At 35.1% G+C, this 25,024-nt stretch carries 21 protein-coding genes and 1 pseudogene; 5 read left to right on the top strand and 17 right to left on the bottom strand.

Annotated features, from left to right (window positions below; translation table 11 throughout):
* Positions 1 to 23 precede the first annotated feature (23 nt).
* From xerC to obgE, 12 genes and pseudogenes are all read right to left on the bottom strand, one after another.
* Positions 24 to 923 carry a tyrosine recombinase XerC gene (xerC, locus tag NST49_RS08690; protein ID WP_034536726.1) on the bottom strand — a complete coding sequence of 300 codons (900 nt, stop codon included), beginning with the start codon at positions 921 to 923 and terminating at the stop codon, positions 24 to 26.
* A 218-nt stretch (positions 924 to 1,141) separates the two neighbouring features.
* The gene (gene topA, locus NST49_RS08685) at positions 1,142 to 3,220 is read right to left on the bottom strand and encodes a type I DNA topoisomerase (protein ID WP_023178015.1); all 2,079 of its coding nucleotides are present in this window, start codon (positions 3,218 to 3,220) and stop codon (positions 1,142 to 1,144) included.
* A 276-nt stretch (positions 3,221 to 3,496) separates the two neighbouring features.
* Positions 3,497 to 4,366 carry a DNA-processing protein DprA gene (gene dprA, locus NST49_RS08680; protein WP_341048099.1) on the bottom strand — a complete coding sequence of 290 codons (870 nt, stop codon included), beginning with the start codon at positions 4,364 to 4,366 and terminating at the stop codon, positions 3,497 to 3,499.
* 142 nt (positions 4,367 to 4,508) lie between these two features.
* Entirely contained in the window at positions 4,509 to 5,021 is a 513-nt protein-coding gene (locus tag NST49_RS08675) for an adenine phosphoribosyltransferase (RefSeq protein WP_023178018.1), read from the bottom strand.
* Positions 5,022 to 5,044: 23 nt separating this feature from the next.
* Positions 5,045 to 7,096: pseudogene (recJ, locus tag NST49_RS08670) on the bottom strand (single-stranded-DNA-specific exonuclease RecJ); the annotation flags it as partial.
* 830 nt (positions 7,097 to 7,926) lie between these two features.
* Positions 7,927 to 8,247 (bottom strand): single-stranded DNA exonuclease RecJ, encoded by a 321-nt coding sequence (locus NST49_RS08665; RefSeq protein WP_341048091.1) that lies wholly within the window; start codon positions 8,245 to 8,247, stop codon positions 7,927 to 7,929.
* A gap of 188 nt (positions 8,248 to 8,435) precedes the next feature.
* Complete coding sequence (locus tag NST49_RS08660; protein ID WP_251165983.1) at positions 8,436 to 9,302, bottom strand: DegV family protein; 867 nt, start codon at positions 9,300 to 9,302, stop codon at positions 8,436 to 8,438.
* A gap of 24 nt (positions 9,303 to 9,326) precedes the next feature.
* A complete protein-coding gene (locus tag NST49_RS08655) occupies positions 9,327 to 9,887 on the bottom strand; it encodes a DUF1836 domain-containing protein (protein ID WP_023178022.1) in 561 nt (186 codons plus the stop codon).
* A 246-nt stretch (positions 9,888 to 10,133) separates the two neighbouring features.
* Positions 10,134 to 10,547: a LapA family protein gene (locus NST49_RS08650; RefSeq protein WP_034536733.1), complete on the bottom strand. Its 414-nt coding sequence runs from the start codon at positions 10,545 to 10,547 to the stop codon at positions 10,134 to 10,136.
* A gap of 99 nt (positions 10,548 to 10,646) precedes the next feature.
* Positions 10,647 to 11,450, bottom strand: a complete 804-nt coding sequence (locus NST49_RS08645) for an SDR family NAD(P)-dependent oxidoreductase (RefSeq protein WP_023178025.1) — start codon at positions 11,448 to 11,450, stop codon at positions 10,647 to 10,649.
* A gap of 93 nt (positions 11,451 to 11,543) precedes the next feature.
* Positions 11,544 to 12,482, bottom strand: coding sequence for a ribonuclease Z (gene rnz, locus NST49_RS08640; RefSeq protein ID WP_023178026.1), 939 nt, complete (start codon positions 12,480 to 12,482; stop codon positions 11,544 to 11,546).
* Positions 12,483 to 12,643: 161 nt separating this feature from the next.
* A complete protein-coding gene (gene obgE, locus NST49_RS08635) occupies positions 12,644 to 13,957 on the bottom strand; it encodes a GTPase ObgE (protein ID WP_023178027.1) in 1,314 nt (437 codons plus the stop codon).
* A 479-nt stretch (positions 13,958 to 14,436) separates the two neighbouring features.
* Here obgE and NST49_RS08630 point away from each other — a divergent pair, with 479 nt between their 5' ends.
* The 4 genes from NST49_RS08630 to NST49_RS08615 all read left to right on the top strand — a co-directional run bounded on the left by NST49_RS08630 (position 14,437) and on the right by NST49_RS08615 (position 19,035).
* Complete coding sequence (locus NST49_RS08630; RefSeq protein WP_445662731.1) at positions 14,437 to 15,144, top strand: peptidylprolyl isomerase; 708 nt, start codon at positions 14,437 to 14,439, stop codon at positions 15,142 to 15,144.
* A 306-nt stretch (positions 15,145 to 15,450) separates the two neighbouring features.
* Positions 15,451 to 16,203, top strand: a complete 753-nt coding sequence (locus NST49_RS08625; protein WP_341048083.1) for a DeoR/GlpR family DNA-binding transcription regulator — start codon at positions 15,451 to 15,453, stop codon at positions 16,201 to 16,203.
* Positions 16,200 to 17,117, top strand: coding sequence for a 1-phosphofructokinase (gene pfkB, locus NST49_RS08620; protein WP_023178030.1), 918 nt, complete (start codon positions 16,200 to 16,202; stop codon positions 17,115 to 17,117). Before NST49_RS08625 ends, pfkB begins: the two co-directional genes overlap by 4 nt.
* 22 nt (positions 17,118 to 17,139) lie before the next feature.
* Positions 17,140 to 19,035 (top strand): PTS fructose transporter subunit IIABC, encoded by a 1,896-nt coding sequence (locus tag NST49_RS08615; RefSeq protein ID WP_341048079.1) that lies wholly within the window; start codon positions 17,140 to 17,142, stop codon positions 19,033 to 19,035.
* 199 nt (positions 19,036 to 19,234) lie between these two features.
* On the opposite strand, the gene NST49_RS08610 is transcribed toward NST49_RS08615, so the two are convergent.
* Both NST49_RS08610 and NST49_RS08605 read right to left on the bottom strand, forming a co-directional pair.
* Complete coding sequence (locus NST49_RS08610; protein WP_023178034.1) at positions 19,235 to 19,960, bottom strand: amino acid ABC transporter ATP-binding protein; 726 nt, start codon at positions 19,958 to 19,960, stop codon at positions 19,235 to 19,237.
* Complete coding sequence (locus tag NST49_RS08605; protein ID WP_034536738.1) at positions 19,953 to 21,434, bottom strand: ABC transporter substrate-binding protein/permease; 1,482 nt, start codon at positions 21,432 to 21,434, stop codon at positions 19,953 to 19,955. The genes NST49_RS08610 and NST49_RS08605 overlap by 8 nt, the downstream gene beginning before the upstream one ends.
* Positions 21,435 to 21,661: 227 nt before the next feature.
* Here NST49_RS08605 and NST49_RS08600 point away from each other — a divergent pair, with 227 nt between their 5' ends.
* Entirely contained in the window at positions 21,662 to 21,835 is a 174-nt protein-coding gene (locus NST49_RS08600) for an SPJ_0845 family protein (protein WP_341048075.1), read from the top strand.
* Between the two features lie 28 nt (positions 21,836 to 21,863).
* On the opposite strand, the gene NST49_RS08595 is transcribed toward NST49_RS08600, so the two are convergent.
* Genes NST49_RS08595 through hemA form a run of 3 tightly spaced genes read right to left on the bottom strand, consistent with a single transcriptional unit; the run spans position 21,864 to position 24,899 of the window.
* Positions 21,864 to 22,181 (bottom strand): nucleoside triphosphate pyrophosphohydrolase family protein, encoded by a 318-nt coding sequence (locus tag NST49_RS08595; RefSeq protein ID WP_023178039.1) that lies wholly within the window; start codon positions 22,179 to 22,181, stop codon positions 21,864 to 21,866.
* Between the two features lie 23 nt (positions 22,182 to 22,204).
* Positions 22,205 to 23,500, bottom strand: coding sequence for a glutamate-1-semialdehyde 2,1-aminomutase (hemL, locus tag NST49_RS08590; RefSeq protein ID WP_034536740.1), 1,296 nt, complete (start codon positions 23,498 to 23,500; stop codon positions 22,205 to 22,207).
* Positions 23,487 to 24,899 carry a glutamyl-tRNA reductase gene (hemA, locus tag NST49_RS08585; protein WP_251166127.1) on the bottom strand — a complete coding sequence of 471 codons (1,413 nt, stop codon included), beginning with the start codon at positions 24,897 to 24,899 and terminating at the stop codon, positions 23,487 to 23,489. Before hemA ends, hemL begins: the two co-directional genes overlap by 14 nt.
* Between the last annotated feature and the right edge of the window lie 125 nt (positions 24,900 to 25,024).

Below are 25,024 nucleotides of genomic sequence, written 5' to 3'. Positions count from 1 at the left end.
TTCCTCCAGTCAGTTATCCATTCCTAAGCTCTTGGATGAAATTGACGATAATTTTTTTGTAATCGTTCCTTTGTTACGTGAGCGTATATTTGAGTTGACGATAAACTAGCATGACCAAGCAATTCTTGAACGGTTCGCATGTCTGCTCCATTGTTTAATAAATGGGTCGCAAAAGAATGACGCAGCATATGCGGATGAATATCAGATGTTAAACTGCTTTTTTTAATCACTTGATTTAATATATATTCAATTCCAGTAGACGTTATTGGATCGCCATGATGATTCACAAATAAAAAGGAATGATCCTTTTGGTATTTTGCCATTAATGGAGTACGGCTCTTTTCCATATACTCACGTATAGCAACCGCTGCATAATGTCCAAAAGGTACATATCGTTCTTTATTCCCTTTTCCATGGATCAATAGCACACTTAAATCAAAATCAATATCTTTCAATGTGATCCCGCTGCATTCACTCACACGTATTCCTGTTCCATAAAGGACCTCGAGGATGGCTTCATTCCTAAAATCAAGCGGCCTTTCTCCTTTTACAGCTTCAAAAAGAGCATCCATTTCTTTTTCATAAAAGAATTTAGGCAAACGAAGCGTTTTCTTTTTTAAATGAATATAAGAAAATGGATTATCTTGAGTCAATTGGTTTTTTAATAAAAACTGATAAAATGCTCGTAAACTAGAAATTTTTCTTGAAACACTATTGCGGCTTAATCCTTGTTCGTTTAATTCACCTAAATAGATCCGGACATCTTGAAGAGTTACGCTACTAAAATCAGCATCTCCCGTTTGATTTAAAAACAATTCAAAGTGAGTGATATCTTCCTCATAAGCTTTTTTTGTCAGCTCAGAATAATGTCTTTCGGTAATCAAATATTGCAAAAAAGTTTTTTTAATTGTTTGATCTACCAAAAATAATCCCTCCACTCTTACAACAAAGCTACTTTATCATACAAATATTTAGATTACAATCGATAAAGAATTAAATTAATTGAATTTTAAAACAATTCATTTCTGCTTTAATCTTTGCTGTTAAATGAATAATCTTTTATTTTCACATTTAAATATAACTAAAAACTAGTTAAGCAAGAGGAGGTTTACTCTGCCTAACTAGTTCTTTTATGCTTTGGTTATTTTTGCAGTTCTTCTTTATAATCACAATGACTGCAGACCACTTGTTTGCTGCCTTTTGCTTTCTTTTCAACTAAATAATGCTCACATTTAGGACAGTTCCGACCGACCGGTTTATCCCATGAAACGAATTCGCATGTTGGGTAACGATCACATCCGTAAAAAATACGGTTTTTCTTAGATTTTCGTTCAATGACATGCCCTTCACCACATACAGGACAAGTAACACCGATTTCTTTTACGATTGGTTTGGTATTACGACAATCCGGAAAATTGCTGCAGGCATAGAATTTTCCATATCGTCCAAGTTTGATTACCATTGGATGGCCACAAAGATCACAATCAAATCCAGCAGGTTCATCTTTGATTTGGACTTTTTCCATATTTTCTTCCGCTTTTTCAACTTCAACCGCAAAGGGTTTGTAGAATTGATCGATAACTTTAGGCCATTCCTTATTCCCTTCTTCAACTTCATCCAGATCTTTTTCCATATCTGCTGTAAAGTGAACATCAACAATCTGAGGGAAGAATTCATTAATGAGTCCATTAACGATCTCGCCTAATTCCGTTACTTCGAACCGTTTGCTTTGTAGTTTAACATAGTATCTACGTTGAATCGTTTCTAAAGTCGGAGCATAAGTAGAGGGTCTACCTACACCATTTTCTTCTAACACACGAATCAAAGTCGACTCGGAAAAACGAGCAGGCGGTTGAGTGAAGTGTTGTTTTGGTTCAATATCTACTGATTTAACTTGATCACCTTTTTTCATATCAGGTAAAAGATTCTCTTTTTCCTCTTTTCCTTCATCGTTACCTTCAATGTAAACTTTTTGGTAACCAGGAAATTTGATTTTCGAACCATTTGCTCTGAAATACACATCATTTTGTGCAATATCTACTTTCATAGTATCAAATACGGCTGGTGTCATTTGACTAGCTACTAATCGCGACCAAATAAGATTGTATAATTTGTATTGATCTTTTGTCAGGAATTTTTCAATTTCCTTTGGTGTCCTTAACACACTAGATGGTCGAATACCTTCATGGGCGTCTTGATCACCTTCAGCTTTTTTTCCTGTTCGGGGTTTAGAAGCTGCGTATTCAGGTCCAAATTCTTTTATAATGTATTCTGCAACTTCACTTTTTGCGGAAGCAGCGATTCGAGTAGAGTCCGTACGCATATAAGTGATCAGTCCGACAGCACCACCGCGCCCCATTGAGATACCTTCATAGAGTTGTTGTGCAACCATCATCGTTTTACGCGTTCTGAAATTTAATTTTCTTGCTGCTTCTTGTTGCAAACTACTTGTTTTAAAAGGAAGAGCTGGGTTTCTCATCCGTTCTTTTTTAGTAACAGATAGCACTTCGAACTGATCGCCATCTAGTTGTTTGATAATTTCTTGTACATCTTGGGCATTCTTTAAATCCTTTTTCTTGCCTTTTAGTCCATAGAAATTGGCTTTAAATTTCTTTTTGTCTTTTTTAAAGTTGGCACCGATTGACCAATATTCTTCAGGTTTAAATTGATTGATTTCATTTTCTCGATCACAAATCAATTTTAGCGCTACGGATTGAACTCTTCCAGCACTTAATCCTTTTTTTACTTTTTTCCATAAAATAGGACTGATGGTATATCCGACAAGTCGATCTAATATTCTTCGAGCTTGTTGTGAATTGACTAAATCCATATCAATGGAACGTGGTTCTTTAAATGCATTTTTAACGGCATCTTTAGTAATTTCATTAAACACTACACGGTTCTTATCTGTTACATCTAGCCCTAGTAAAAAACTCAAATGCCAAGCAATAGCTTCCCCTTCTCTATCCGGGTCAGCTGCGAGAAAAACTTTTTCAGCTTTTTTTGCATATTTTTTTAACTCTTTGATTAATGGGCCTTTTCCTCGAATAGAAATATATTCAGGTTGGTAGTTATTTTCAACATCCACTGCCATCCGACTTTTAGGAAGATCGCGGATATGTCCTAAGCTGGCGACCACTTTATAATTTCGACCTAAATATTTTTCAATTGTTTTTGCTTTAGCAGGCGATTCAACAATCACCAGGTATTTATATGCCAATGAAATGCTCCTCTCAAATGAGCGTAATTTTTACTGATTCGTTTATTTTCTAAGCTAGAATAGAAATCGTTAATCATCTTATTCCATCTTTAGGTACTTTGTCAACTCTCCTTATTTATTTTTAGTGAGAAAAGGAGTATATAATAGAAGAAAAAGATCGTTTTTTTTATTGAAAACCTTTACTTTACTAGTGGTTAAGGCTCTTTTTTTGTGGCATACAAAAAAACTTTGAAAAAACAGTTCCAATTCTTTCAAAGTTTCTCTTTTTAATTCGTTTTAGTTCATCAATTCTTCTAAAATATGGTTTGCATTTAACACACATTTTGCACCATTTAAAATCAAATCATTGGTTCCTTCATAATAGGGTTTTGTAATATCTCCAGGAATCGCAAAAACTTCTCTTCCTTCTTGAAGCGCCAAATTAGCAGTAATCAAGCTTCCGCTTCGGTATTTTGCTTCTATGACCAGAGTACCTAAGGATACGCCTGCGATAATCCGATTCCGCATGGGAAAATGTTGTTTTAGCGGCTTTGTTCCTAAAGGATATTCTGATAGAAGCAAATGGTTTCGTCCCATTTCCTTTTGCAGTTTTTCATTTTCAAATGGATAATATTGATCTAGTCCTGTTCCAATTATTCCGATTGTTTGGCCACCTAATGCTATAGTCTGTTTATGAACTTCCTGATCGATTCCTTTTGCTAACCCACTCACAGTAACAAAATTTTGACGAATTAAGTCTGGTAATAATAGCGACAATACTTTTGTTCCATAAACACTATTCTGTCGAGAGCCTACAACCGCTAACAAATTGCGGTTTAGTAAATTAAGGTCTCCTTGATAAAATAAAAGTGCGGGTGGGTTATAGGTGTGTTTAAGATATTCTGGATAGTTTGAATCTAAAATAGTGACCCATTTGATGTGTCTATTTTTGTATTCGATTAGTTTTTCTTCTAGGCAGATTGCTGAAAAACTATTCATAAATAATTTTGTATTAGCAGCATTTAACTGCGCACAGTGGGCTAAATCATAGGGGGTCAAATAAGGATTGTCTATTAAAGATGAGAGCATCCGGATGCGACTTGTAGCACCTATCCCTTTACATAATGTTAAATGAAATAACGTTTGATTGAGTTTTGTTGTTTGCATCCTATACGCTCCTTTGTCATTGCAAGATCGTTAACTCTTCTAATGGTAACTTCCGCAAAACAAAGAAAAAAATTTTAATAAAAAACTCTAGAAGAAAATCTTCTAGAGTTCATTGTATATAAATGTGATAGTAGATGAACGATTAATACTCCATTAAAGCTAAAATATCGTAACCTTTAATCTTCTCACGGCCATTCAAGTCTTTTAATTCAACTAGAAAAGCAGTTCCAACAACTATTCCACCAAGTTTTTCAATCAGCTCGATCGTTGCGGCAATTGTTCCGCCTGTTGCTAATAAATCATCACAAACCAAGACTTTTTGACCAGGTTTAATAGAATCTTGATGAATTTGCAACGTATCTTTTCCGTATTCTAAACCATACGTAACTTCGATAGTTTCGCGAGGTAGTTTTCCTTTTTTACGTGCAGGAGCGAATCCAATACCCATTTCATAAGCTACTGGACAGCCTACGATAAATCCACGTGCTTCAGGTCCTACAATCATTTCAACGCCTTTATCTTGTGCATATTTTACAATTTCACTTGTCGCAAAGCGATAGGCTTCTCCATCAGCCATTAAAGGTGAAATGTCACGAAAGACAATGCCTTTTTCCGGGAAATCAGGAACATCTGCAATATAATTTTTTAAATCCATTAAAAGTTTTCCTCCATTCAAAATTAAAGTGATGCGTTTACTTGTTGTTTCATCCAATTCTCCAACTCAGAAAAATGACTGTAAACAAAAAAGTTTTCAGACTGAATTTGTTTTAATCTTTTTTGATAAGCTGCTGCTTGTTCTAATTCTTTCTTATGAACATCTTTAACAACGTTCATTACACCATCTTTTATTGTAACAAATCCGATCTCTAAAAACACTGAAATAATAAAAATTAAATTATTTTCTTTTATATTTAAGTGGGTTGCCAATAACTTTAACTTATTTCTAATATCAATATTAACATGAGTCGCTGTGTATTTAAAAACTTGGCCAAATTGATTGCGACTTGGCATACCATTTAAATACAATTCTTCTCGACTGTAAAAACAAGCGATGATTTTTTCTGGACTAGATCCACTTAACAGATCTTTTACCCAGTCAACATCAGAAGGACAATCGACGAAAATAAGTTGATTGGTTTTCATCGTAAATTGTTCCAATGCATCTATATTAGTCAATTGGTGAGCATAGCTGGTAGTAGGCACATTGCTTACAAATTTTTCGAAGTTTTTTGAATCAAAAAAGACAAAATCAGCCTGTTCTGTGGTCCATAAAGCTGCCGGAATATTGGTACTTCTTGAATCAAAGACTTGAATGCCTTCAATGGCTAAATCTTCTAACATCAATTGCGTTTTTCGAGAACCATTCCATTCATTTATCGCTAATTTTCCAACTACAGAGACTTCAGAATGCAAGCCTATCTCATCAGCAATTGGACCAAATTGAAAACCTATCACATCTAAAAAGGCATTTTCTTCAGCAAGCTTCATTTTCAAATGCGCTTGATCTCCTCCAATACGTCGCACTTCTTGAGACTCAACGTTTTTGAATAGAAAAATAGGTTTAGTATTATCTGTACCAAACGGTGCCAAAAGGTGCAATTCTTCTACTACTTCAACCGTAGCTTCTTCAATTTTCAGTTGCCCATCTATAAGTGTTTCTTCACCTAATTCTTCAGATAGACCATTCGCTACAGCATATTGATTCAGCTCATTTTGAATGTGTTCGATATTTTCTATTGGAATAGTTAGACCAGCAGCCATATGATGTCCGCCAAAAGTAGTCGTAAGATGACGAACATTGTCCAAAGCATTATATAAATGGTATGCTGGTATGCTTCTGCCAGACCCTTTTGCCAGACCTTTGTTTTTGTCAATATTCATGACTATAGCAGGTTTACCAGTTTTGCCAACAATTTTACTGGCAACAATACCTAATACGCCTTCATGCCACTCTTCTTTTGCTAAAACATAAACATCCATTGCGGTATCCATTTTGTCAATCATCTCAAAAGCTTCGTTAGTGATAGTCGATACATAACCTTGGCGTTCTATATTTTTTTCTTGTACCATTTGTGCTAAAGAAGCGGCTTCTTCATCATCAAAAGTTGTTAGTAATTCTACTGCAGGAGAAGCATCGCCTAATCGACCTACAGCATTTAAACGAGGAGCAATAATAAACCCAATCGTTTCCTCATCGATTTCTTCACGTTTTATTTTTGCTAATTTAAACAAAGCAGATAAACCGATACGCTGAGTACTCTTCAATATGACTAAACCTTGCATGACTAAAGCTCTATTTTCATCTGTTAGAGAAACGAGATCGGCTATGGTTCCTATGGCAACTAAATCTAATAACTCAATGGGAATTTCTCCTAATAACGCTGTCGCTAATTTAAAGGCTACTCCCACACCAGATAAATCGCCAAAAGGGTAAGAACCTTGTGGGTGTCTAGGATGAATCACTGCATAAGCATCAGGCAGTTTATCTGGTAATTCGTGATGATCCGACACGATTACGTCTACGCCTAACTCATTTGCTCGATCTATAGCAGCATGCCCTGCTACACCATTATCACAAGTCACAATCAATTGTGTACCTTCTTCAATCAATCGTTCAAAAGCAGCTGTGTTTGGTCCATAACCATCGTTAAATCGATTAGGGATGTAATAGTTAACTTCTCCTCCGATCATTTCAATGGTTTCTTTTAAAACGGCCGTACTTGTTACACCATATAGTGATAGGTAACCCTTTGAGATTCTCTCCGAGTTTTCCCCCACTCCACACCGTGCGTGAGACTTTCATCTCACACGGCGTTCCATCGTTTTTTATTTAAGCATTTTAGATAACGAATAAGGATAGCGGCAAATAAAATAATGGCTATTCTCTATTTTAATAGGATTCATTCACCCATCTCATTCGAATCTACACTTTAAAAGCATATAAGCTTTCCAAAAACGACTTGAGCCCCTCCCTCCACTGCTTATTATCACAGTTTCACTGGTACTATAGCTCTACTTTCACTTAGACAAATTAGCTTATTGTACTCTCTTGAGCTTTTCGACTAAACTGCTTCATCTGCCGGCAAAGGCATCAACATTCTAAGCTTCATACGTTCCAATAAAATTATCTTGTTCTATATACCCTTAGATTTCTTCTATGAGCCGTTGCACTTGATTATCCCTGTAAGATAATATGGTATTTCATAACGCCAGATTCTTACTCTACCACATGCAAAAAGATTGATTTTAGGTGCAATCTCACACTGCATTTCTACACCGTCTATGTGTCGACTCGTACATTCAAAGATTCGTCAGTTCCATTATTAGGAACATTCTAACCATAGGTAATTTATAAGACCCCCAGCCTATGGGATGCGAGATCCACCTCTGGACCTTTTTCGTATAAGAACGTGTCTTATTTACGGCACCTTTCAGCTGACTTCACCGAGCTTTATACTTTTGATCATCTGCCTTATTAAAAGCATATCGGAGGATTAGGGAAGCCGTTTCAAAACGTTACTTTATCATTCCAGCTTTCATTTTATCAGTTCTTCATTTCTTTAAAGAGATGAGCACAAGCTTTTCACTTGTGAACGTATCGCACCTGCATCATAATCACCATAAATTGTGATTTGTTCTCCTCGTTCAACAGATTCAGTAATACGAGAAACAGCTCGCTCCATGTCATGCATCAAGTAAGGATCATAGATCCAAGTTTGATCAGGCAGCAAAAAGCGCTCGATTTTATCTTTTGAATCCAGTCCTCTTTGTAAACACAGTTCAATAAACAAAGGCGACAATTTTAATGCTTCACTTAATTCAGTTACTTTTTCGGTATTCTTTACAGGTGCATTTAATTTCCATTTTGTCCGTGATTTCAACAAATCATATCACTCCTAACTGTACCATTATATCAAAATTGGTCTTGTAGATATAGTTTTTCTTCCTTTATCTATGAACAAAATCAGGAAAATAATGGGCTCATTCACTAGTTTGAGCAGACGTTAAAACACAAAAAAAGGAATCAAAGCTGTTACGCCTCAATTCCTTTCACTCTTTATTTATTTTTTTAATCCTCGATAATCTGTACACCGATTCCGATTAATCCTGGCCCTGTATGGACTCCTAAAGCTGGACTGATTTGATCTTCAAATATTTTAACGAAATTTGGTAGTTTCTTTTTAAGTTCTACTCGAATAGCTTCAACTTGTACTTCGGCCGTTTTTCCGCCAAAAGCAATAGCTAAGTGGTACTTTTTAGCGTTTCCTGCAAATTCAGCTGCCAAATCAATAGCTCTTTGAATACTCTTTTTATTTCCTCGAACTTTAGCCACAGTATGATAGATCCCATTATCGTTACAAGAAATAACCGGTTTTAAATTTAAAACATTTCCTAAAATAGAAGACACTAAACCAATACGTCCTCCTTTTTGCAAATATTCTAATGTTGGAACATGAAAAAATATTTTGGATTTTTTAACGTCCGCTTGTAGTTTCTCTTTGATCGTGTTCCATTCTAGGTCTTTTTCAACATATTCTGCAGCTTTAATAGCTAAAAATCCGCTTCCGATACCAATATTTTTCGTGTCAAGAGTGAAAACGTCTAACCCATCAACATTTTCAGCCATCAAACGGACCATGTTATTTGTACCGCTTAATCCACTAGAAATAGTTACAGCTATCACTTTTTCATAGCCTTCATCTTTAAATTCTTGCAGCATTTCACTAATAACTTCTCCACTTGGTAAAGAAGTTTTTGGAATCTCCTGCTCTAAACGATCGTAAACATCTTGAGCATGAATATCTACTTTATCAGTATACTCTTTATCAGAATAAATGATTTTTAAAGGAATGACTTTCATATTTGCTTTAGTGATGGTTTCTAAGGGGACATCTGATCCAGAGTCAACTAAGAAACCTATTTTTTGTTTGTTCATAATAATGCCTCCAACTTTATGGTTTTATTTCTTTTTTTCATCATGTTTCTGTGTTTCAGCTAAAAATAACAATTTTTCAGTTACAATTTTTGTTGCAACTGCTATCGTAGCTGTACGCACGATAAACGTCGTATTATCCGTGCTATCGGGTAATAAGGGCTTTCTGTCTTTTTGCTGAATATGTGAAGCAACCGCTCTTAAAGCGTATTCTTGCTCAGTACAAAATAAATCATATGCTTCTCTGATCCCACTTATTGAAGCTTGGTAAAGAATGCCTTCTTTTACTTCAGAAATCGTCACTACTTGTTTCAAAATAGAGATAGCAATTAAATAAGCCAAATGTTTTTTAGTATATCTTTTTTTTACAGGAGGAGGAATCAAACCTAATTTTACATAGTTATTGATCATAGAAGAAGTAATGATGTGTTTTTGATCGCTAACTTTAAAAATAGCTAAGTATCGTTCAATTAAGTTTAAAACTTGATCCATATAAAGGTCAAAATCAGGTAGTTCTTTCCATCTTGGAAAGGTATACTGGCTGATTTCATTTGACCATGCTACCAAATCTTCTTCAAGTTTATCCATTAGATCACCTTTTTTCACTCATTTCTGTTAAAAATAGTGTAACACAATTTCACTTACTAGACAATCTAGTTTCTTAGACTAGATTGTTAGACGGCAATAATCTATATGATTATAATAGAAAACGAATACATTTACGCAAAAAAAAGAAAGAATAAACCATATAGTTTGTTCTTCTTTTTGCAACTTTTACTGAGAATCAAGTTACTTTAACACCAGTGTACCATTTTTTTGTATTCATAGAATAAATTATTTGATTTGTTCAGTAGAATTGGCTGGTGTTTGTGTCATTCTGCTAATCAATTCTTTTTCTAAACTACTGATTTTATCTGCCTTTTCACTAATTATTTGGTCTTTTTCGGATAATTTTTCAGCGTAATCTGCTCTAAGTTGTGCTAACGCTTCTTCTTTTCTTTTTTCAGCATTTTCAAGTTCTTTTTGACTATTTTTTAAATCTTTTTTATTTTTATACGTTGTACTCACAGAAATCAGTACAGTAGTTAGAGCTCCAATAAATAAAGATCCTAAAATAATCATAATCAAAGGCCAAGCAACTTCTGTAAAGCCAAAACTAACTGGAACGGATTCAACATTTAAAACAGCAAAGAATGCAACGATAACGATTAAAATAAGTGCTACGATTGTTCCCCATTGTTTTTTCATATACCTTAATCTCCCTTCAACAAACCAAATTTCCTCAATTTTTACTACAGTTATTTTAACACAGAGTTGTGAAAAAACACTATAAAAATGCCTAATCTTCTATTTGTTGTTAAATAGATCTCCAGCTAAATAATCACCAATTCTAGGGAAAAGAGTATACAATTTACCAGCGATTTCTATCATAGCAGGCATATTTAATTCTCTTCGAGGTGTTCCCATTAAGCTCACAATACGATTAGCCACAACTTCAGCATTTAATACATAGCGTCCTATATTATCAAGATAAGTTCCACTTTCATCCGCAATATCAAAAAAGTTTGTCTCTATCGGACCCGGATTTACGGTTGTAACATAAATATTTAATGGCTTCAACTCTAGACGAAGAGCGTTTGAATAGCCAAGTACTGCAAATTTGCTTGCGGAATAAACAGTTGATTTAGGAGTAGCTATTTTTCCAGCTTGAGAAGCAATATTGATGATATGACCTTGTTTTCTTTCTGCCATTTCGATAGCTACTAATTGAGTGACATACATTAAACCTAAAACATTTACACGAAACATGCTTTCAGCTATATCCATTTTAAATGAAAGAGCTTCTTCAAAATGTCCAAATCCAGCATTGTTAACTAGAACGTCCACAACACCAACAGTTTGATAAATTTCTTTAATAACTTTTTTTATTTGATCAGGTTTCGACACATCCAAAGTGAAAGCAAAAGCTTCCTTACCGGAAAATTTTTCACAATTTTCTTTAACTTGCAACAGCATGTCTTCTCTTCGAGCACTTACAATGACGACAGCTCCTTTTTTTGCTGCTTCATAAGCTATTTTTTCTCCTAATCCCGTTGAAGCACCAGTAATAAAAACAACTTTATCTTTAAGTGTAGTTAACTTCTTTTTCATGATAAGCTCCTTTAGTTGAGTTATTGGACGAGCAATAATTGTGTTGATGATTCAATTTTACCAAGGTTAAACAGTACAAAAAAATTTGATTATTTATTTATCTGTTCGAATCAGAGGGACATCGATTTCATCGAAATCATTGGCAATTCGAGTATTAGGAAATACTTTTTGAGCTTCTTTTTCTAATAAGTAAGCATCACGGCCTAAATAACGGGCACTGATATGAGTCAACAATAATTTATCGACGTTCGCTTCTTTAGCTACTTCTGCAGCATCTAAATTAGTAGAATGATTGTAATCTCTAGCCATTTTACGATTTGATCCATCAAATGTACTTTCGTGGACCAATACAGAAGCATTCTCAGCAAGAAGAATGTTGTTTTGCGTCTTTTTTGTATCTCCTAAAATCGTTACTATGCGACCTTTTTGACTTTCCCCAATAAAATCCATTCCATTGAATACACGTCCATCTTCAAGTTTAATGGTTTCGCCTTGTTTTAATTTTCCGAATAAAGGTCCAAATGGAATACCCGCTTCCTTAACCTTATCTGCTTGTAACATTCCTTGGTGGTCTGCTTCTTCGACTCTGTACCCAAAAGATTGGATTCCATGTTTTAATTTACGACAAAATACTTTGAACTGATGATCTTCAAATAAAAGTCCTTCTTCAGTAATTTCATGAAAATTCAACGTATACTTTAAACCGGTTCCTGAGGTTTTTAAGCAAGTCAGAACATAATTTTTTATCCCAACAGGGCCGTATATTGTTAACGGACCATCGCCTCCTTGAAAAGATCGACTACTTAAAAAACCAGGTAAACCAAAAATATGGTCTCCATGTAAGTGAGTAATGAAAATTTTATCTACTTTTCGAGGTTTTAAAGTAGTGTGTAAAATTTGATGCTGTGTCGCTTCTCCACAATCAAAGAGCCAAATACTGTTGCGTTCCTCTAATAGTTTCAAAGCAATACTAGTTACATTTCTATGCTTAGCTGGAACGCCTGCACCTGTTCCTAAAAATAATAATTCCATTTTATCCTGTCCTAACCATTAAGTTAACATCCGTACACTCATTATTTGCGTACACGTGTTTTGTTTATTTTAACAAATATTTCTTAAATAAGCGATAATGAGATGAAACAAAAAAACCAAGCAATTTAATTATTCATTGCTTGGAGTTTCTGATTTATTTTTTATTCAACAAATTCAAATTCATATTTCATTATGCGGACCAAGTCGCCGTCTTTAGCTCCCCGTTCGCGCATTTCTTCGTCTATACCCATTGTTCGTAATTGACGAGCAAATCTTAATACAGAAGCATCGTGATCGAAATTCGTCATCTTGAATAATTTTTCGAGTTTTTCTCCACTCAATACCCATGTAGCATCTGGGTCTCTTGTAATTGCATAACCTTTATCTTCAGCAGTATGTTTGTACAGAACAGTATCTTCTTCTTGATCCAATTCATAGATTGGAAACTCAGAAGTCACATCTAATACGTCAGCTGTTGCATTCAATAGATTAGCAGTACCTTGATGAGTAATAGCTGAGATTGCAAAGATTTGGATGTCTTCTTCAAATTCATTCTCTTTAAGAGCTTGAATTTTTTCTTTGAAGGCAACAAGATTTGCTTCAGCATCCGGCATATCCATTTTATTGGCCACAATAATTTGAGGACGTTCCAATAAACGTAGATTATGCGTTTCTAATTCTTTATTGATAGCCACATAATCCTCAAAAGGATCACGTCCTTCGCTTCCGCTCATATCAATGACATGCAAGATAACACGAGTACGCTCAATATGACGTAAGAACTGTGTTCCTAAACCAATTCCTTGAGATGCCCCTTCAATCAATCCTGGCAAGTCAGCCATAACGAAACTGCGGCCATCTGGTGTTTGAACCATACCTAAATTAGGCACTAAAGTCGTAAAATGATAAGCACCAATTTTAGGACGAGCAGCAGAAACAACTGAAAGCAAGGTTGATTTTCCTACTGAAGGAAAGCCAACTAATCCAACGTCAGCTAGAACTTTTAATTCCATTTCAATTTTATGTTCTTCTCCGGGTTCACCATTTTCAGCAATTTCTGGAGCTGGATTTCTAGGTGTCGCAAAACGGCTGTTTCCTCGACCACCACGTCCTCCTTTAGCCACAACCAGTTTATGTCCATGATGAACTAAATCACCTAATACTTTACCTGTTTCAGAATCGATAACGGTAGTGCCTGGCGGAACTTTGATAACATTGTCTCCAGCTCCACGGCCATGCATGTTTTTACTCATACCGTTTTCGCCGTCTTCAGCTTTAAAGTGACGGTTAAATCGGAAATCCATTAACGTACGAAGACCTTCGTCTACGATAAAAACGACATCTCCACCTTTTCCACCATCTCCACCAGCTGGGCCACCATCTGGTACGAATTTTTCGCGACGGAAAGCGACCATTCCATTTCCGCCATCTCCCGCTTTTACATTGATTGACACTTGATCTAAAAACATTGACATTTATATTTTCCTCCTCATTTTTGAGTGTATGAGATTCAACTATTTTCTAGGTTACTTAATGGATCTGGCACTTTATTTTCATATTACATTTGTTCCAAGATGTAAACAAGAAAGCCAAATTATCACATATCCTCTAAAAATGACATACGTTCAGTATACCCCATTTTAGTCCATTATCTATTGTACGTCTATTTGATGTATTTGTCTATTTTTTTAAGAGGATAATGTCACTTTTATAAGAGTATGATTTTAAATAGTCAATAAATTCCTTTCACTCATTATACCATCATTTCATTTTAACTATTTAATTATTTTCTCATTTGTAGTATAATTTACAAGGAACTTTTTCTATTAAGTTATACAATAACGTAGAAAAATGAATGATAATAATTAAGCAATATTGCTTATAAATTACAAGGACGTGCACCGTGAAAAGAAAGAAAAATATTGTTATTGGCAGTATATTATTTTTTATAGCTATGGGATTAATGATTTTTGGCGTTCATTTATTATCAAAAAGTACTGGAGCAAGCCTCAGTACAGTGTTTACTCCTGAAAGTTCTTTAATTCAATCTTCTACTCTTGATGAGGAACCAACAAATTTACCACAGCTGGCTAAAGAAGTGAAGGAAAATGAAAAAGAAGTTAGAATAACGACTTCTTTAGGAACGATTCGTGCGAAAGTTTTTCCTGAATTGGCACCTAAAGCTGTTGAAAATTTCCTCACTCATGGGAGTGAAGGCTACTATAATGGAACTGTCTTTCATCGTGTTATTCCTAATTTCATGATACAAGCTGGTGACCCTGAAGGCGATGGCACTGGAGGCGAAAGTATTTGGGGTGAACCATTTGAAACTGAGATCTCAAATCAACTGTTCCATATACGCGGCGCAATCGCTATGGCTAAAACAAATGCACCTGTTTCAGTCGGAAGTCAATTTTACATTGTCCAGAACCCTGCAGATATGAGTGAAACTGCAGACCCTACTATTACTCCAAAAGAGATCATCGAAGCGTACAAAAACGGCGGATACCCTTCTCTAGACCAAAACTATACGGTCTTTGGCCAAGTTATTGAAGGGATGGATATTGTAGATGCTATTAGTAAAACAGAAACTGACCAAAACAATAAACCATTACAAGAGATTACAATAGAATCAATAGAAGTAATCAACTCATCTTATTAGTTTACCTAACGATTAATAAAAATAAGAAAGAAGTCAAAATGACTTCTTTCTTATTTTTATTTAATCTACTTTTTTTTAATGGAAACCCTTTTGTATCTTGTATCTGTTAGAGTGAAAAGTGGTATAGCACCTACTTTTTTGCAAATAAAGAACTTTTATTTTCCTTGAATAAATTGGTACAGTCCATTTCGTTTTTTTATTCTCTTTTATCTCTTTTCTCATGCAATTAAAAAACGATGAAATCGGTTTACTTTTGATTGCTTTTGACCGTTTTTGGTGGTAAAGTAGCGTTAATGGAGGGATGGTATGCTTACTGAAGAACGCTATAATTTCATATTAGAACAGTTAACTACTAATGGTGTAATCAAATCCCAAGAACTTATGCTAGAAATGAATTGTTCAGAATCCACTATCAGACGTGATTTAGCAACTTTAGAAGAACAAGGAAAACTTGTTCGTGTCCATGGCGGCGCTAAACGAGTTTATACAATTGAACAGGAACAAACCCTTAGTGAGAAATCAGTCAAAAACGTTCACTATAAGAAAAAAGTCGCAGAATTAGCAGCATCTTTAGTTAAAGCAGATGATGTCATTTTCTTAGATGCAGGGTCTACTACCTTTTTTATGGTCCCTTTCTTAAAAGGTAAGAATGTACGCATTGTAACAAATGCTGTACAGCATGCTCTTTTACTTGCTGATCAAGATAATGACGTTTTATTAATAGGTGGAAAGTTGAAAAATACAACTCAAGCTATTGTAGGCGCTACAAGTTTAGAGCAATTATCCCGTTATCGTTTTACGAAAGCCTTTCTAGGTATGAACGGTATTGATCGAGAGTATGGATTTACCACTCCTGATCCAGAAGAAGCGACAGTTAAGCAACAAGCTTTTGCAAATAGTTCAAAAGTTTATGTATTAGCTGATGAAACAAAATTTAATAAAGTCACTTTTGTAAAGGTATGTAATATAGAAGATGCTGTTATTATTACAGATCATCTAAATCCTAAAAATTATGAAAGCTATTTTACTAAAACAACAATATTGGAGGCAAAAAAATGATTTACACGGTAACATTAAATCCATCAATCGACTATATTGTACACGTTTCATCCGTACAACTAGGTGAATTGAATCGGATGAATAAAGATATTAAACTTCCAGGTGGTAAAGGCATTAACGTTTCTCGTGTTCTAAACCATATCGGTCAGCCTTCTACAGCTTTAGGTTTTCTAGGTGGTTTTACTGGAAACTTTATCTCTGATTGGTTGGAAAAAGAAGGTGTTCATACACAATTTGTCTCAATTAAAGGCGACACACGAATCAATGTAAAATTGAAATCTGATTCAGAAACTGAAATAAATGGCCAAGGCCCTGCTATTACAGATGTTGAAGCAAATCAATTAATGAAACAAATGGATTTAATGACAGATGAGGATATTGTAGTTCTTTCTGGAAACAAGCCCCCTTCTCTACCTGAAGATTTTTATCAAAATATGATTGGAAAAATTGTTTCACGTAATGCTGACTTCGTGATCGATACAACTGGACCAGAATTGAAGAACGCTTTAGTTCATAAACCATTATTGGTTAAACCAAACCATCATGAATTAGCTGAACTTTTCGATGCAACATTCGAGTCTGTTGAAGATATTATTCCTTATGGTAAAAAACTTATTGCTTTAGGCGCTCAACATGCACTTGTTTCAATGGCTGGTGATGGAGCTCTATTCTTTACAGGCGAAAAAGTTTATCAAGCTACTGTTCCTAAAGGTACTGTGAAAAATTCAGTAGGAGCTGGTGACTCAATGATCGCTGGTTTTATCGGTGCTCTAGTCGATACTAAAGATCCGTTAAAAGCTTTCCAAAAAAGTGTAGCTACTGGAAGTGCCACGGCTTTTTCTGACGATTTAGCAACTCAAGCCGAAATCAACGCATTATTAAAAGAAGTTATCGTAACTGAAATAGCTTTATAAAATCGTATTAGGAGGAAAGATAATGAATATTAATGATTTATTGGTTAAAGAAGTCATGATCATGGATTTAAAATCAACAACTAAAGAAGGCGTTATTGATGAAATGATCGCTAGTTTAAAAGAAAACGATCGTATTAACGATGCTGCTTTATTTAAAGAAGGTATTATGCATCGCGAATCGCTTACTTCTACAGGTTTAGGCGATGGAATTGCGATGCCGCATTCTAAAACAACTGCAGTCAACCACCCTACTGTTTTATTTGCTAAAAGTGCAAAAGGTGTCGACTATGATTCATTAGATGGACAACCTGCTTTCCTATTCTTTATGATCGCTGCTCCAGAAGGCGCAAATGACACACATTTACAAGCTTTGGCAAACCTTTCTCGCTTATTGATCCATCCTGATTTTGTTTTATCTTTAAATGAGGCTAAAACACCTGAAGAAGTTCGTTCGCTTTTTGCAGCTGCTCAAGAAGTACAAGAAAAAGAGGCTGAAGAAGAAAACAAAACGAATGCAACTGTAGAAAGTTCAACTGATCATTCCGATAGACCTTTTGTTATCGCAGTCACAGCTTGTCCTACAGGTATTGCCCACACTTACATGGCTGAAGATTCATTAAAGAAAAAAGCAGCTGAAATGGGTGTTGATATAAAAGTTGAAACTAATGGTTCTGACGGAATCAAAAACCGTTTAACTGCTGATGATATTAAAAGAGCAAGCGGCGTTATTATAGCTGCCGACAAAAAAGTCGAACTAGCTCGTTTTGATGGAAAACCTATGTTGCAACGCCCTGTTAGTGACGGTATCCGTAAATCTGAAGAACTCATTACAAAAGCAATGAACAAACAAGCACCTATTTACTCATCAGATGGACAAAAAGACGAATCAGCTGATAATGATGAATCTGGTTCATGGATTAATCGAGTTTATAAAGACTTAATGAATGGTATTTCAACTATGTTGCCTTTTGTTGTAGGTGGCGGAATATTAATGGCTATTTCTTTCCTATTAGAAAGAACGTTAGGTGATACAAATGCCATTTATCTATTTTTAAATACTGTCGGAAATAACGCATTTAATTTCTTAATCCCTATTTTAGCTGGTTACATTGCGTTAAGTATTGCTGATCGTCCTGGTTTAATGCCTGGTATGGTTGGTGGACTCATTGCTGTAAACAGCAACGCCGGTTTCCTTGGTGGTCTTGCAGCTGGTTTCTTAGCTGGTTACACGATTCTAGCATTGAAAAAAGGCTTAAAAGGATTGCCTCAATCACTTAACGGTTTAAAATCTATTCTACTTTATCCTATTCTTGGTTTATTAGTTACTGGTGCATTGATGTTCTTTATTGTTGGACCAATCTTCGCAACAATCAACCTTGCAATGATTACTTTCTTAGAAAATCTTGGTACAGGTAATGCAGTCCTTTTAGGTGCATTATTAGGTGGAATGATGTCTATTGATATGGGTGGTCCTTTTAATAAAGCGGCTTATGCCTTTTCAATTGGGATCTTTACTGATACAGGTGATGGTAGCTTGATGGCTGCTGTTATGGCCGGTGGTATGATTCCGCCATTAGCAATCGCATTAGCTAGCACATTCTTCAAAAATAAATTTAATGAAGATGAAAGAAAATCGGCTATTACGAACTATGTTATGGGATTATCGTTTATTACTGAAGGAGCTATTCCTTTCGCTGCTGCTGATCCTCTTCGTACAATTGGATCTTCAGTCGTTGGAGCTGCTATAGCTGGTGGATTAACTCAATTATGGGATGTTACGATTCCTGCTCCACATGGCGGTATTTTCGTTGTAACACTCTCAAATCATCCTTTCTTGTTCTTAGGAGCATTAGCTATCGGTGCTGTCATCTCAGCTGTTATTCTTGGTCTTTGGAGAAAACCAGTTACAAATGACTAATTGATCTACTAATCAAAAAAGCTTATGGGATTTATTACTTCCATAAGCTTTTTTTGTATCTAAATAACTAACTACTGGTTAGTTAAATGGATTATAGATAAACTAGATTCTATTCTTATTATGAAAAGGACCTACAGAAAATACTGTAGGCCCTTCTTTTTTAATAAGTTAGGTTATATGAACTAATCCCAATACTTTATTATAATATTTTTGCTAAAAAATCTTGCGTTCTTTCGTGTTGAGGATTATCAAAAACAGCTTCTGGTTCGCCTTCTTCAACAATATAGCCACCATCCATAAAAATCACACGATCAGCCACTTCTTTTGCAAATCCCATTTCATGTGTTACGACAACCATCGTCATACCAATTTCAGCTAAATCTTGCATAACTTTAAGCACCTCTCCCACCATTTCAGGATCCAAGGCAGAAGTAGGTTCATCAAACAACATAACATCAGGATTCATAGCTAAAGCACGAGCAATTGCAACCCGTTGTTGTTGACCGCCTGATAAATTAGAAGGATAAGCTTCCGCTTTGTCAGATAAACCAACTTGTTCTAATAATTTGATAGCTGTTTGATGCGCTTCAGATTCTGGAATACCTTTAACTTTTATAGGTGCTACTTTTAAATTTTCTAACACTGTCATATGAGGAAACAAATTAAAGTTTTGGAAAACCATTCCCATTTTTTCACGCAATTGATTCATTTTTGTTTCATTTAAACCAGTTAAAGCAGTTCCTTCAAAAATAATTTCACCACTCGTTGGTGTTTCCAATAAGTTTAAGCAGCGAAGCAATGTACTTTTTCCAGATCCCGATGGACCTATGATCACCACTACTTCTCCTTTTTTAACTTCTTGATTGATATCTGTTAAAACTTCATTAGTGCCAAATGTTTTCTTTAAATGATTGATTTTAATCATGATTCATCTTCCCTTCATAATGATTTAATAGCTTAGTTAAACTAAATGTTAAAATAAAGTAGATGATCATTGTAACCACTAAAGGAGCAATTCCTCTATATGAAACAGAAGTCACAACTCTTGTTTGGAAGATTAAATCACTTACACCAACAATTGAAACAATTGAACTTTCTTTAATAACCGTTATAAATTCATTTCCTAATGCTGGCCAAATGTTCTTAAGTGCTTGAGGGAAAATAATTTGACGCATAGCGATATTTTTACTCATTCCTAAACTTCTTGCTGCCTCAGCTTGGCCTTTAGGTACTGAATTTAAACCTGAACGAATAATTTCACAAATATAAGCTGCACTATTTAGTGAAACGGCAATAATACCAGATGCTAAAGCTGGAATATTAACTAAGTAACCCACTGCAAAGTAAATGAACATGACTTGAATCATCATAGGTGTTCCACGAACAAATTCAACATAAGCGGTAGAAGCATAATGCATAATTTTATTTTTGCTCATTCTCATAAAGGATAATCCAACTCCAAGTATTGACCCAAAGAAGACACTCACAACTGAAATCAGAATCGTATATCCTGTCCCATTTAAAAAGTATTTCCAATAATTAAAAATACTGTTGCTGCTCTCAGTTTCTTCATCTGTTCCAGTTTGCGCAGCTTTCAAATGAGATCCAGCTTCTTCTAGATAACTAGGAATTAAATCTTGCTCATTAATCTCTGTTAAAGAAGCATTTACCACTTCTACTAAAGACTGTGTGTCTTTTTTAAAAGCAATGGCACTACCTTGTTCTCCTTCTTCTAAAAGAAAACCACCATCAAACGTTACGATTTGATTGTCATTTCCTACGTAAGCTTCTGCACTAGGTTTTTCCATTAAGATAGCTTCAATTTTATTTGTCTTTAAAGCTAAAAGCAGATCGGTTGTTTTTGTCAAACTCAATATCTCTGAATCAGGCATTTGTTCTTGAGCGAGTGTTTCTTGTAATGAACCTGTTTGGACGCCAACTTTCAGACCTGTTAAATCATCCGTATTTGTATAAATTTCTTTGTCTGTTTCTCTTACAACGATATTTTGACCACCTGTATAGTAAACATCGGAAAAATCAACACTTTGTCTACGTTCTTCAGTAGGGCTCATACCAGAAATAACCATATCAACTTTTTCTGATTCTAAAGCTGGCAGAAGACTGTCAAAACCGATGTCTTCAATTTTTAATTCTACTCCTAAATCTTCAGCGATTTTTTGAGCAATAGAAATATCCATTCCCACTATAGTATCTTTACCGTTTACTGTACTATGAAATTCATAAGGCGGAAAATCTGCGCTCGTACCAATCACTAGTGTTCCTTTTTCTTGAATATCCTCTAAAGCTGTATCAGCTGCAAATACCGAATCTATTGGTATAAACAAACTAAGTACAGTTACTAAACTTAATACAATCAAATAAAATGATTTCTTTCTCATACTTCTTCCCCTTTTCTAGTCAACGCTACTTTTTTACTTATAAAATATCATAACAGATTAAGAATATTTATACAATATATTTCAGTAATATTAATTAAATTAGTCTTTTGCTCCCCTTTTATGCATTTTAAATGTATATATGAATATTAAAAATATTTTTTTCGAGAAAGTCTTGTTTTCTTTGTCTATTCAGTCTACTATTGGATTACATAAAAAGGAGGTTGAGTATGGGACAAATTCATAAAACGGAGACAAGCTTGGACGATTTATTTAGCCAGTTTGCTATTGATCCTGAAGAAGAAACTCTTTTTCCTGACCCTGAAGAAAAATTTTTTAAAGATGAAGATGAAAAAGAAGCTCTTTTAGCTAAAAATAATAAAAAAAATAGAAACGTTGAATAGCTAATCAGCATTCAGCGTTTCTATTTTTTTATTCGATTCGATTACGACTTCTTTCAGCAGAAAACCCGTCTGGATAACGTCGTTTTAACTTCTCTATATTTTGTACTGCTGCTTCTTCAAAAGGAATGTCAGCCCATTCCGCAATTTGAGATAAGTACCAAAGGACATCCCCAAGTTCTTTGGTTAATTCCTTTTTATCTAAATCATGACCATGAAAAGTATATTTTTTAATTAGATCCACTAACTCACCGGATTCACTAGCTAATCCTAATGCGCAATTAGTCAAAACTTGTTCATTTCCGTATAAAGTACGGCTGGCTAATTTTTGATATTCATTAAATTCCATTTTGAAAATAACTCCTTTAGTCTCTATTCTCTATTTCTCAAGGCATTAAAACTAGCTTCCATAGCATCTAAAGTACGCTCAACATCTTCTAGGGTATGAGTAGTGGATAAGAAGATTCCTTCAAATTGAGAAGGAGGCAACAATATGCCATGATTGATCATTTCTTTATAATACTCAGCAAAAAAAGCTGTATCACTTGCCTTACTTTGTTGGTAATTGGTTACCGGTCCTTCATTAAAGAATAAGCCAATCATACTGCCAGCTCGATTGATTGTAATTGGGATATCAAATAAGGCACTTAATGAAAGAATCCCTTTTTCTAATTCATCACCTAAAGCTTCAAAATGAGCGTAATGCTTTTCAGTCAATTGAGATAGTGTAGCAATTCCAGCGGACATGGCAATAGGATTTCCAGATAACGTACCTGCCTGATAGACACTGCCAGCTGGAGCAATATTTTCCATGATCTCTCTTCTTCCGCCATAAGCTCCTACGGGAACACCGCCCCCGATAACTTTACCTAGACAAGTTAAATCAGGCATGACATTATAGTGACCTTGAGCACTATAGTAGCCAACTCTAAATCCAGACATAACTTCATCAAATATCAATAAAGCTCCATCTTTTTCAGTCAACGTCCGTACTCCTTCTAAAAATCCTTTCAATGGCGGTATAACGCCCATATTTCCTGCTACAGGTTCCATAATCACGGCTGCAATCTCGCCTGGGAATTTTCGGAATAGCTCTTGAATGGCTTCTAAATCGTTATAAGGAGCAACTAAAGTATTAGATGTTGTACTTTTCGGAACGCCTGGTGAATCAGGTAATCCTAAAGTCGCAACTCCAGATCCTACTTTTACTAACAATGCATCATCATGACCATGATAACTTCCTTCTAATTTTATGATCTTATCTCTACCCGTAAACCCTCTTGCTAAACGCAATGCACTCATGGTAGCTTCGGTACCCGAGTTTACAAAACGAACCATTTCTACAGATGGTACACGTTGGATTACTAGTTCAGCTAATTGATTCTCCATAAGAGTTGGCATACCAAAACTCGTGCCTAAACTAGCCGTACTTTGGATATCGTGGATCACTACATCATTAGCATGACCTAGAATTAAAGGGCCCCATCCTAAAACATAGTCAATGTATTCATTTCCGTCAATATCATATACGTGGCTGCCTTTTCCTTTTTGAATAAATACAGGAGGCACATCTACCGATTTAAAGGCCCTTACAGGACTATTTACTCCTCCAGGCATTAATTGCTGTGCTTTTTCAAAAGCTTGTTCAGATTGTCTAGTTTCTCTCAATGCTGATCTCCTCACTTTCGATTGCAAGTACTTCTGGAGATTCTTCTGTATTTTCTATTTCAACAGAAAAACCTAAAGCTCGTGCAAATGACTTCAGTTCATTTTTCGTGTCTTTTGGATCGTTTGAACTTTTTTTCCGGGCAAACTCTTTTAATGAATCAATTGGTTTTCGTTTCATTTGATTAATGACACTTTGCAAGTGTTTATCAATTAAAAGAAGTTGATGTTCCGTTAATTCAGGCAATTTCCTCTCTAAGCTAGCTAGAGTATCTTCTTTGATTTCTATCGTTTGAAGAGCCAATTCTTGCAAATACGGAACAGCTTTTCTTTCTTGGTACCACTGTTTAAAGTCTGCAACTTCTTCACTCAAATCTGCTAAGATTTTTTTCACGATTTTATCTTTGTCAGCATCTACCTCATCTAGTCTGAAACTAATTTGATCCATATCAAAAACTTGGATATCTTCCCTATATTGAATACTAGGTTCAATATTTCTTGGAACAGCTAGATCCATAAACAATTGTCTTTTCTTCGTTAAACGAATCGTAGCTACTTCCTCAATTATTCTCTCCGTTACAAGATAGTGCTGTGCTTTTGTAGCTGCAATAATTCCATCAGCCACTGCCAAGGACATTGGCAAGTGATTAAAATCAGCTGTAAAGAAATAACGAGTCAATTGATCCGCTTTTTTCGCATTCTGTGCCCATAGATTTAGTTCATGTGCCAGATCATTCACTTTTTGTTCATTGCGGCCCGTTAAAGTAATATGGGTAACTCCTTGATAAAATAAGGTTTTAGCTGTTAAACGGATCATTTTTCCGGTCCCTATTAAAAGGAATCGCTTATCTGTTATCGTTTCCCATTCCTCTTTACATAGTTTAACCGCAGCAGTTCCGGGATTATAAGACAATTGATCTAAATTCGTTTTCGTATGCATTTTTTTAGAAAAAGAAATGGCTTTATTAAATAACGAGTTTAGGATCGGTCCGGATGTTTTTTGCTCAATTGCTAACGCAAAGGCTTGTTTAACTTGGCTTAAGATCTGTGTCTCTCCAATGATCAATGAATCAAGTCCAGTAGCCACTTTAAAAAGGTGATCAACAGCATCCTGATTTGATTTTCCGTAGCTTGTTGAGATAACTTCAGAAATCTCGTATCCTGTATGTTTTGAAAGGTAATGAAGCATATCCCCATGCTTAAATTCATCTTGATCAATGTAAAGATAATATTCAGTTCGATTGCAAGTCGAAAGAATGACTGCTTCTTCAACTCCCGAAAAGGATTTGATCACAGCGAGCTGTTCAGGTACTTTTTGTTCTTCAATTGTATAATTCTCTCTAATTTCTATCGGTGTCGTTTTATGACTTACCCCATATAATAAGATTTTCACTACTACCATCCTCTTATTTTCATCATTATAATTGTAAATAAATAGAAAAAAGATAGAATCCATCGTTCTTCTACCCTTTCTATTCTTTAAATCTATCAATTATTCTTGATTTACTCATTTATTCTAAAAAGAAG

Origin of the sequence: Carnobacterium sp. FSL W8-0810, from assembly GCF_038007125.1 — a bacterium.
In the GTDB taxonomy this organism is placed as follows: Bacteria; Bacillota; Bacilli; order Lactobacillales; family Carnobacteriaceae; genus Carnobacterium_B; species Carnobacterium_B inhibens.
Note: the sequence above shows the minus strand (reverse complement) of the source record. Positions and strands in the feature narration are given on the sequence as shown.

Excerpts from the sequence above, each read along its gene's own strand:
- dprA (WP_341048099.1), bottom strand. The coding sequence starts at position 4,366 with ATGCAAACAACAAAACTCAATCAAACGTTATTTCATTTAACATTATGT.
- NST49_RS08675 (WP_023178018.1), bottom strand. The coding sequence starts at position 5,021 with ATGGATTTAAAAAATTATATTGCAGATGTTCCTGATTTCCCGGAAAAA.
- NST49_RS08660 (WP_251165983.1), bottom strand. The coding sequence starts at position 9,302 with ATGAACAAACAAAAAATAGGTTTCTTAGTTGACTCTGGATCAGATGTC.
- NST49_RS08655 (WP_023178022.1), bottom strand. The coding sequence starts at position 9,887 with ATGGATAAACTTGAAGAAGATTTGGTAGCATGGTCAAATGAAATCAGC.
- NST49_RS08650 (WP_034536733.1), bottom strand. The coding sequence starts at position 10,547 with ATGAAAAAACAATGGGGAACAATCGTAGCACTTATTTTAATCGTTATC.
- NST49_RS08645 (WP_023178025.1), bottom strand. The coding sequence starts at position 11,450 with ATGAAAAAGAAGTTAACTACACTTAAAGATAAAGTTGTTTTTATTACT.
- rnz (WP_023178026.1), bottom strand. The coding sequence starts at position 12,482 with ATGGAATTATTATTTTTAGGAACAGGTGCAGGCGTTCCAGCTAAGCAT.
- obgE (WP_023178027.1), bottom strand. The coding sequence starts at position 13,957 with ATGTCAATGTTTTTAGATCAAGTGTCAATCAATGTAAAAGCGGGAGAT.
- NST49_RS08630 (WP_445662731.1), top strand. The coding sequence starts at position 14,437 with ATGGGATTAATGATTTTTGGCGTTCATTTATTATCAAAAAGTACTGGA.
- NST49_RS08625 (WP_341048083.1), top strand. The coding sequence starts at position 15,451 with ATGCTTACTGAAGAACGCTATAATTTCATATTAGAACAGTTAACTACT.
- pfkB (WP_023178030.1), top strand. The coding sequence starts at position 16,200 with ATGATTTACACGGTAACATTAAATCCATCAATCGACTATATTGTACAC.
- NST49_RS08615 (WP_341048079.1), top strand. The coding sequence starts at position 17,140 with ATGAATATTAATGATTTATTGGTTAAAGAAGTCATGATCATGGATTTA.
- NST49_RS08610 (WP_023178034.1), bottom strand. The coding sequence starts at position 19,960 with ATGATTAAAATCAATCATTTAAAGAAAACATTTGGCACTAATGAAGTT.
- NST49_RS08605 (WP_034536738.1), bottom strand. The coding sequence starts at position 21,434 with ATGAGAAAGAAATCATTTTATTTGATTGTATTAAGTTTAGTAACTGTA.
- NST49_RS08600 (WP_341048075.1), top strand. The coding sequence starts at position 21,662 with ATGGGACAAATTCATAAAACGGAGACAAGCTTGGACGATTTATTTAGC.
- NST49_RS08595 (WP_023178039.1), bottom strand. The coding sequence starts at position 22,181 with ATGGAATTTAATGAATATCAAAAATTAGCCAGCCGTACTTTATACGGA.
- hemA (WP_251166127.1), bottom strand. The coding sequence starts at position 24,899 with ATGGTAGTAGTGAAAATCTTATTATATGGGGTAAGTCATAAAACGACA.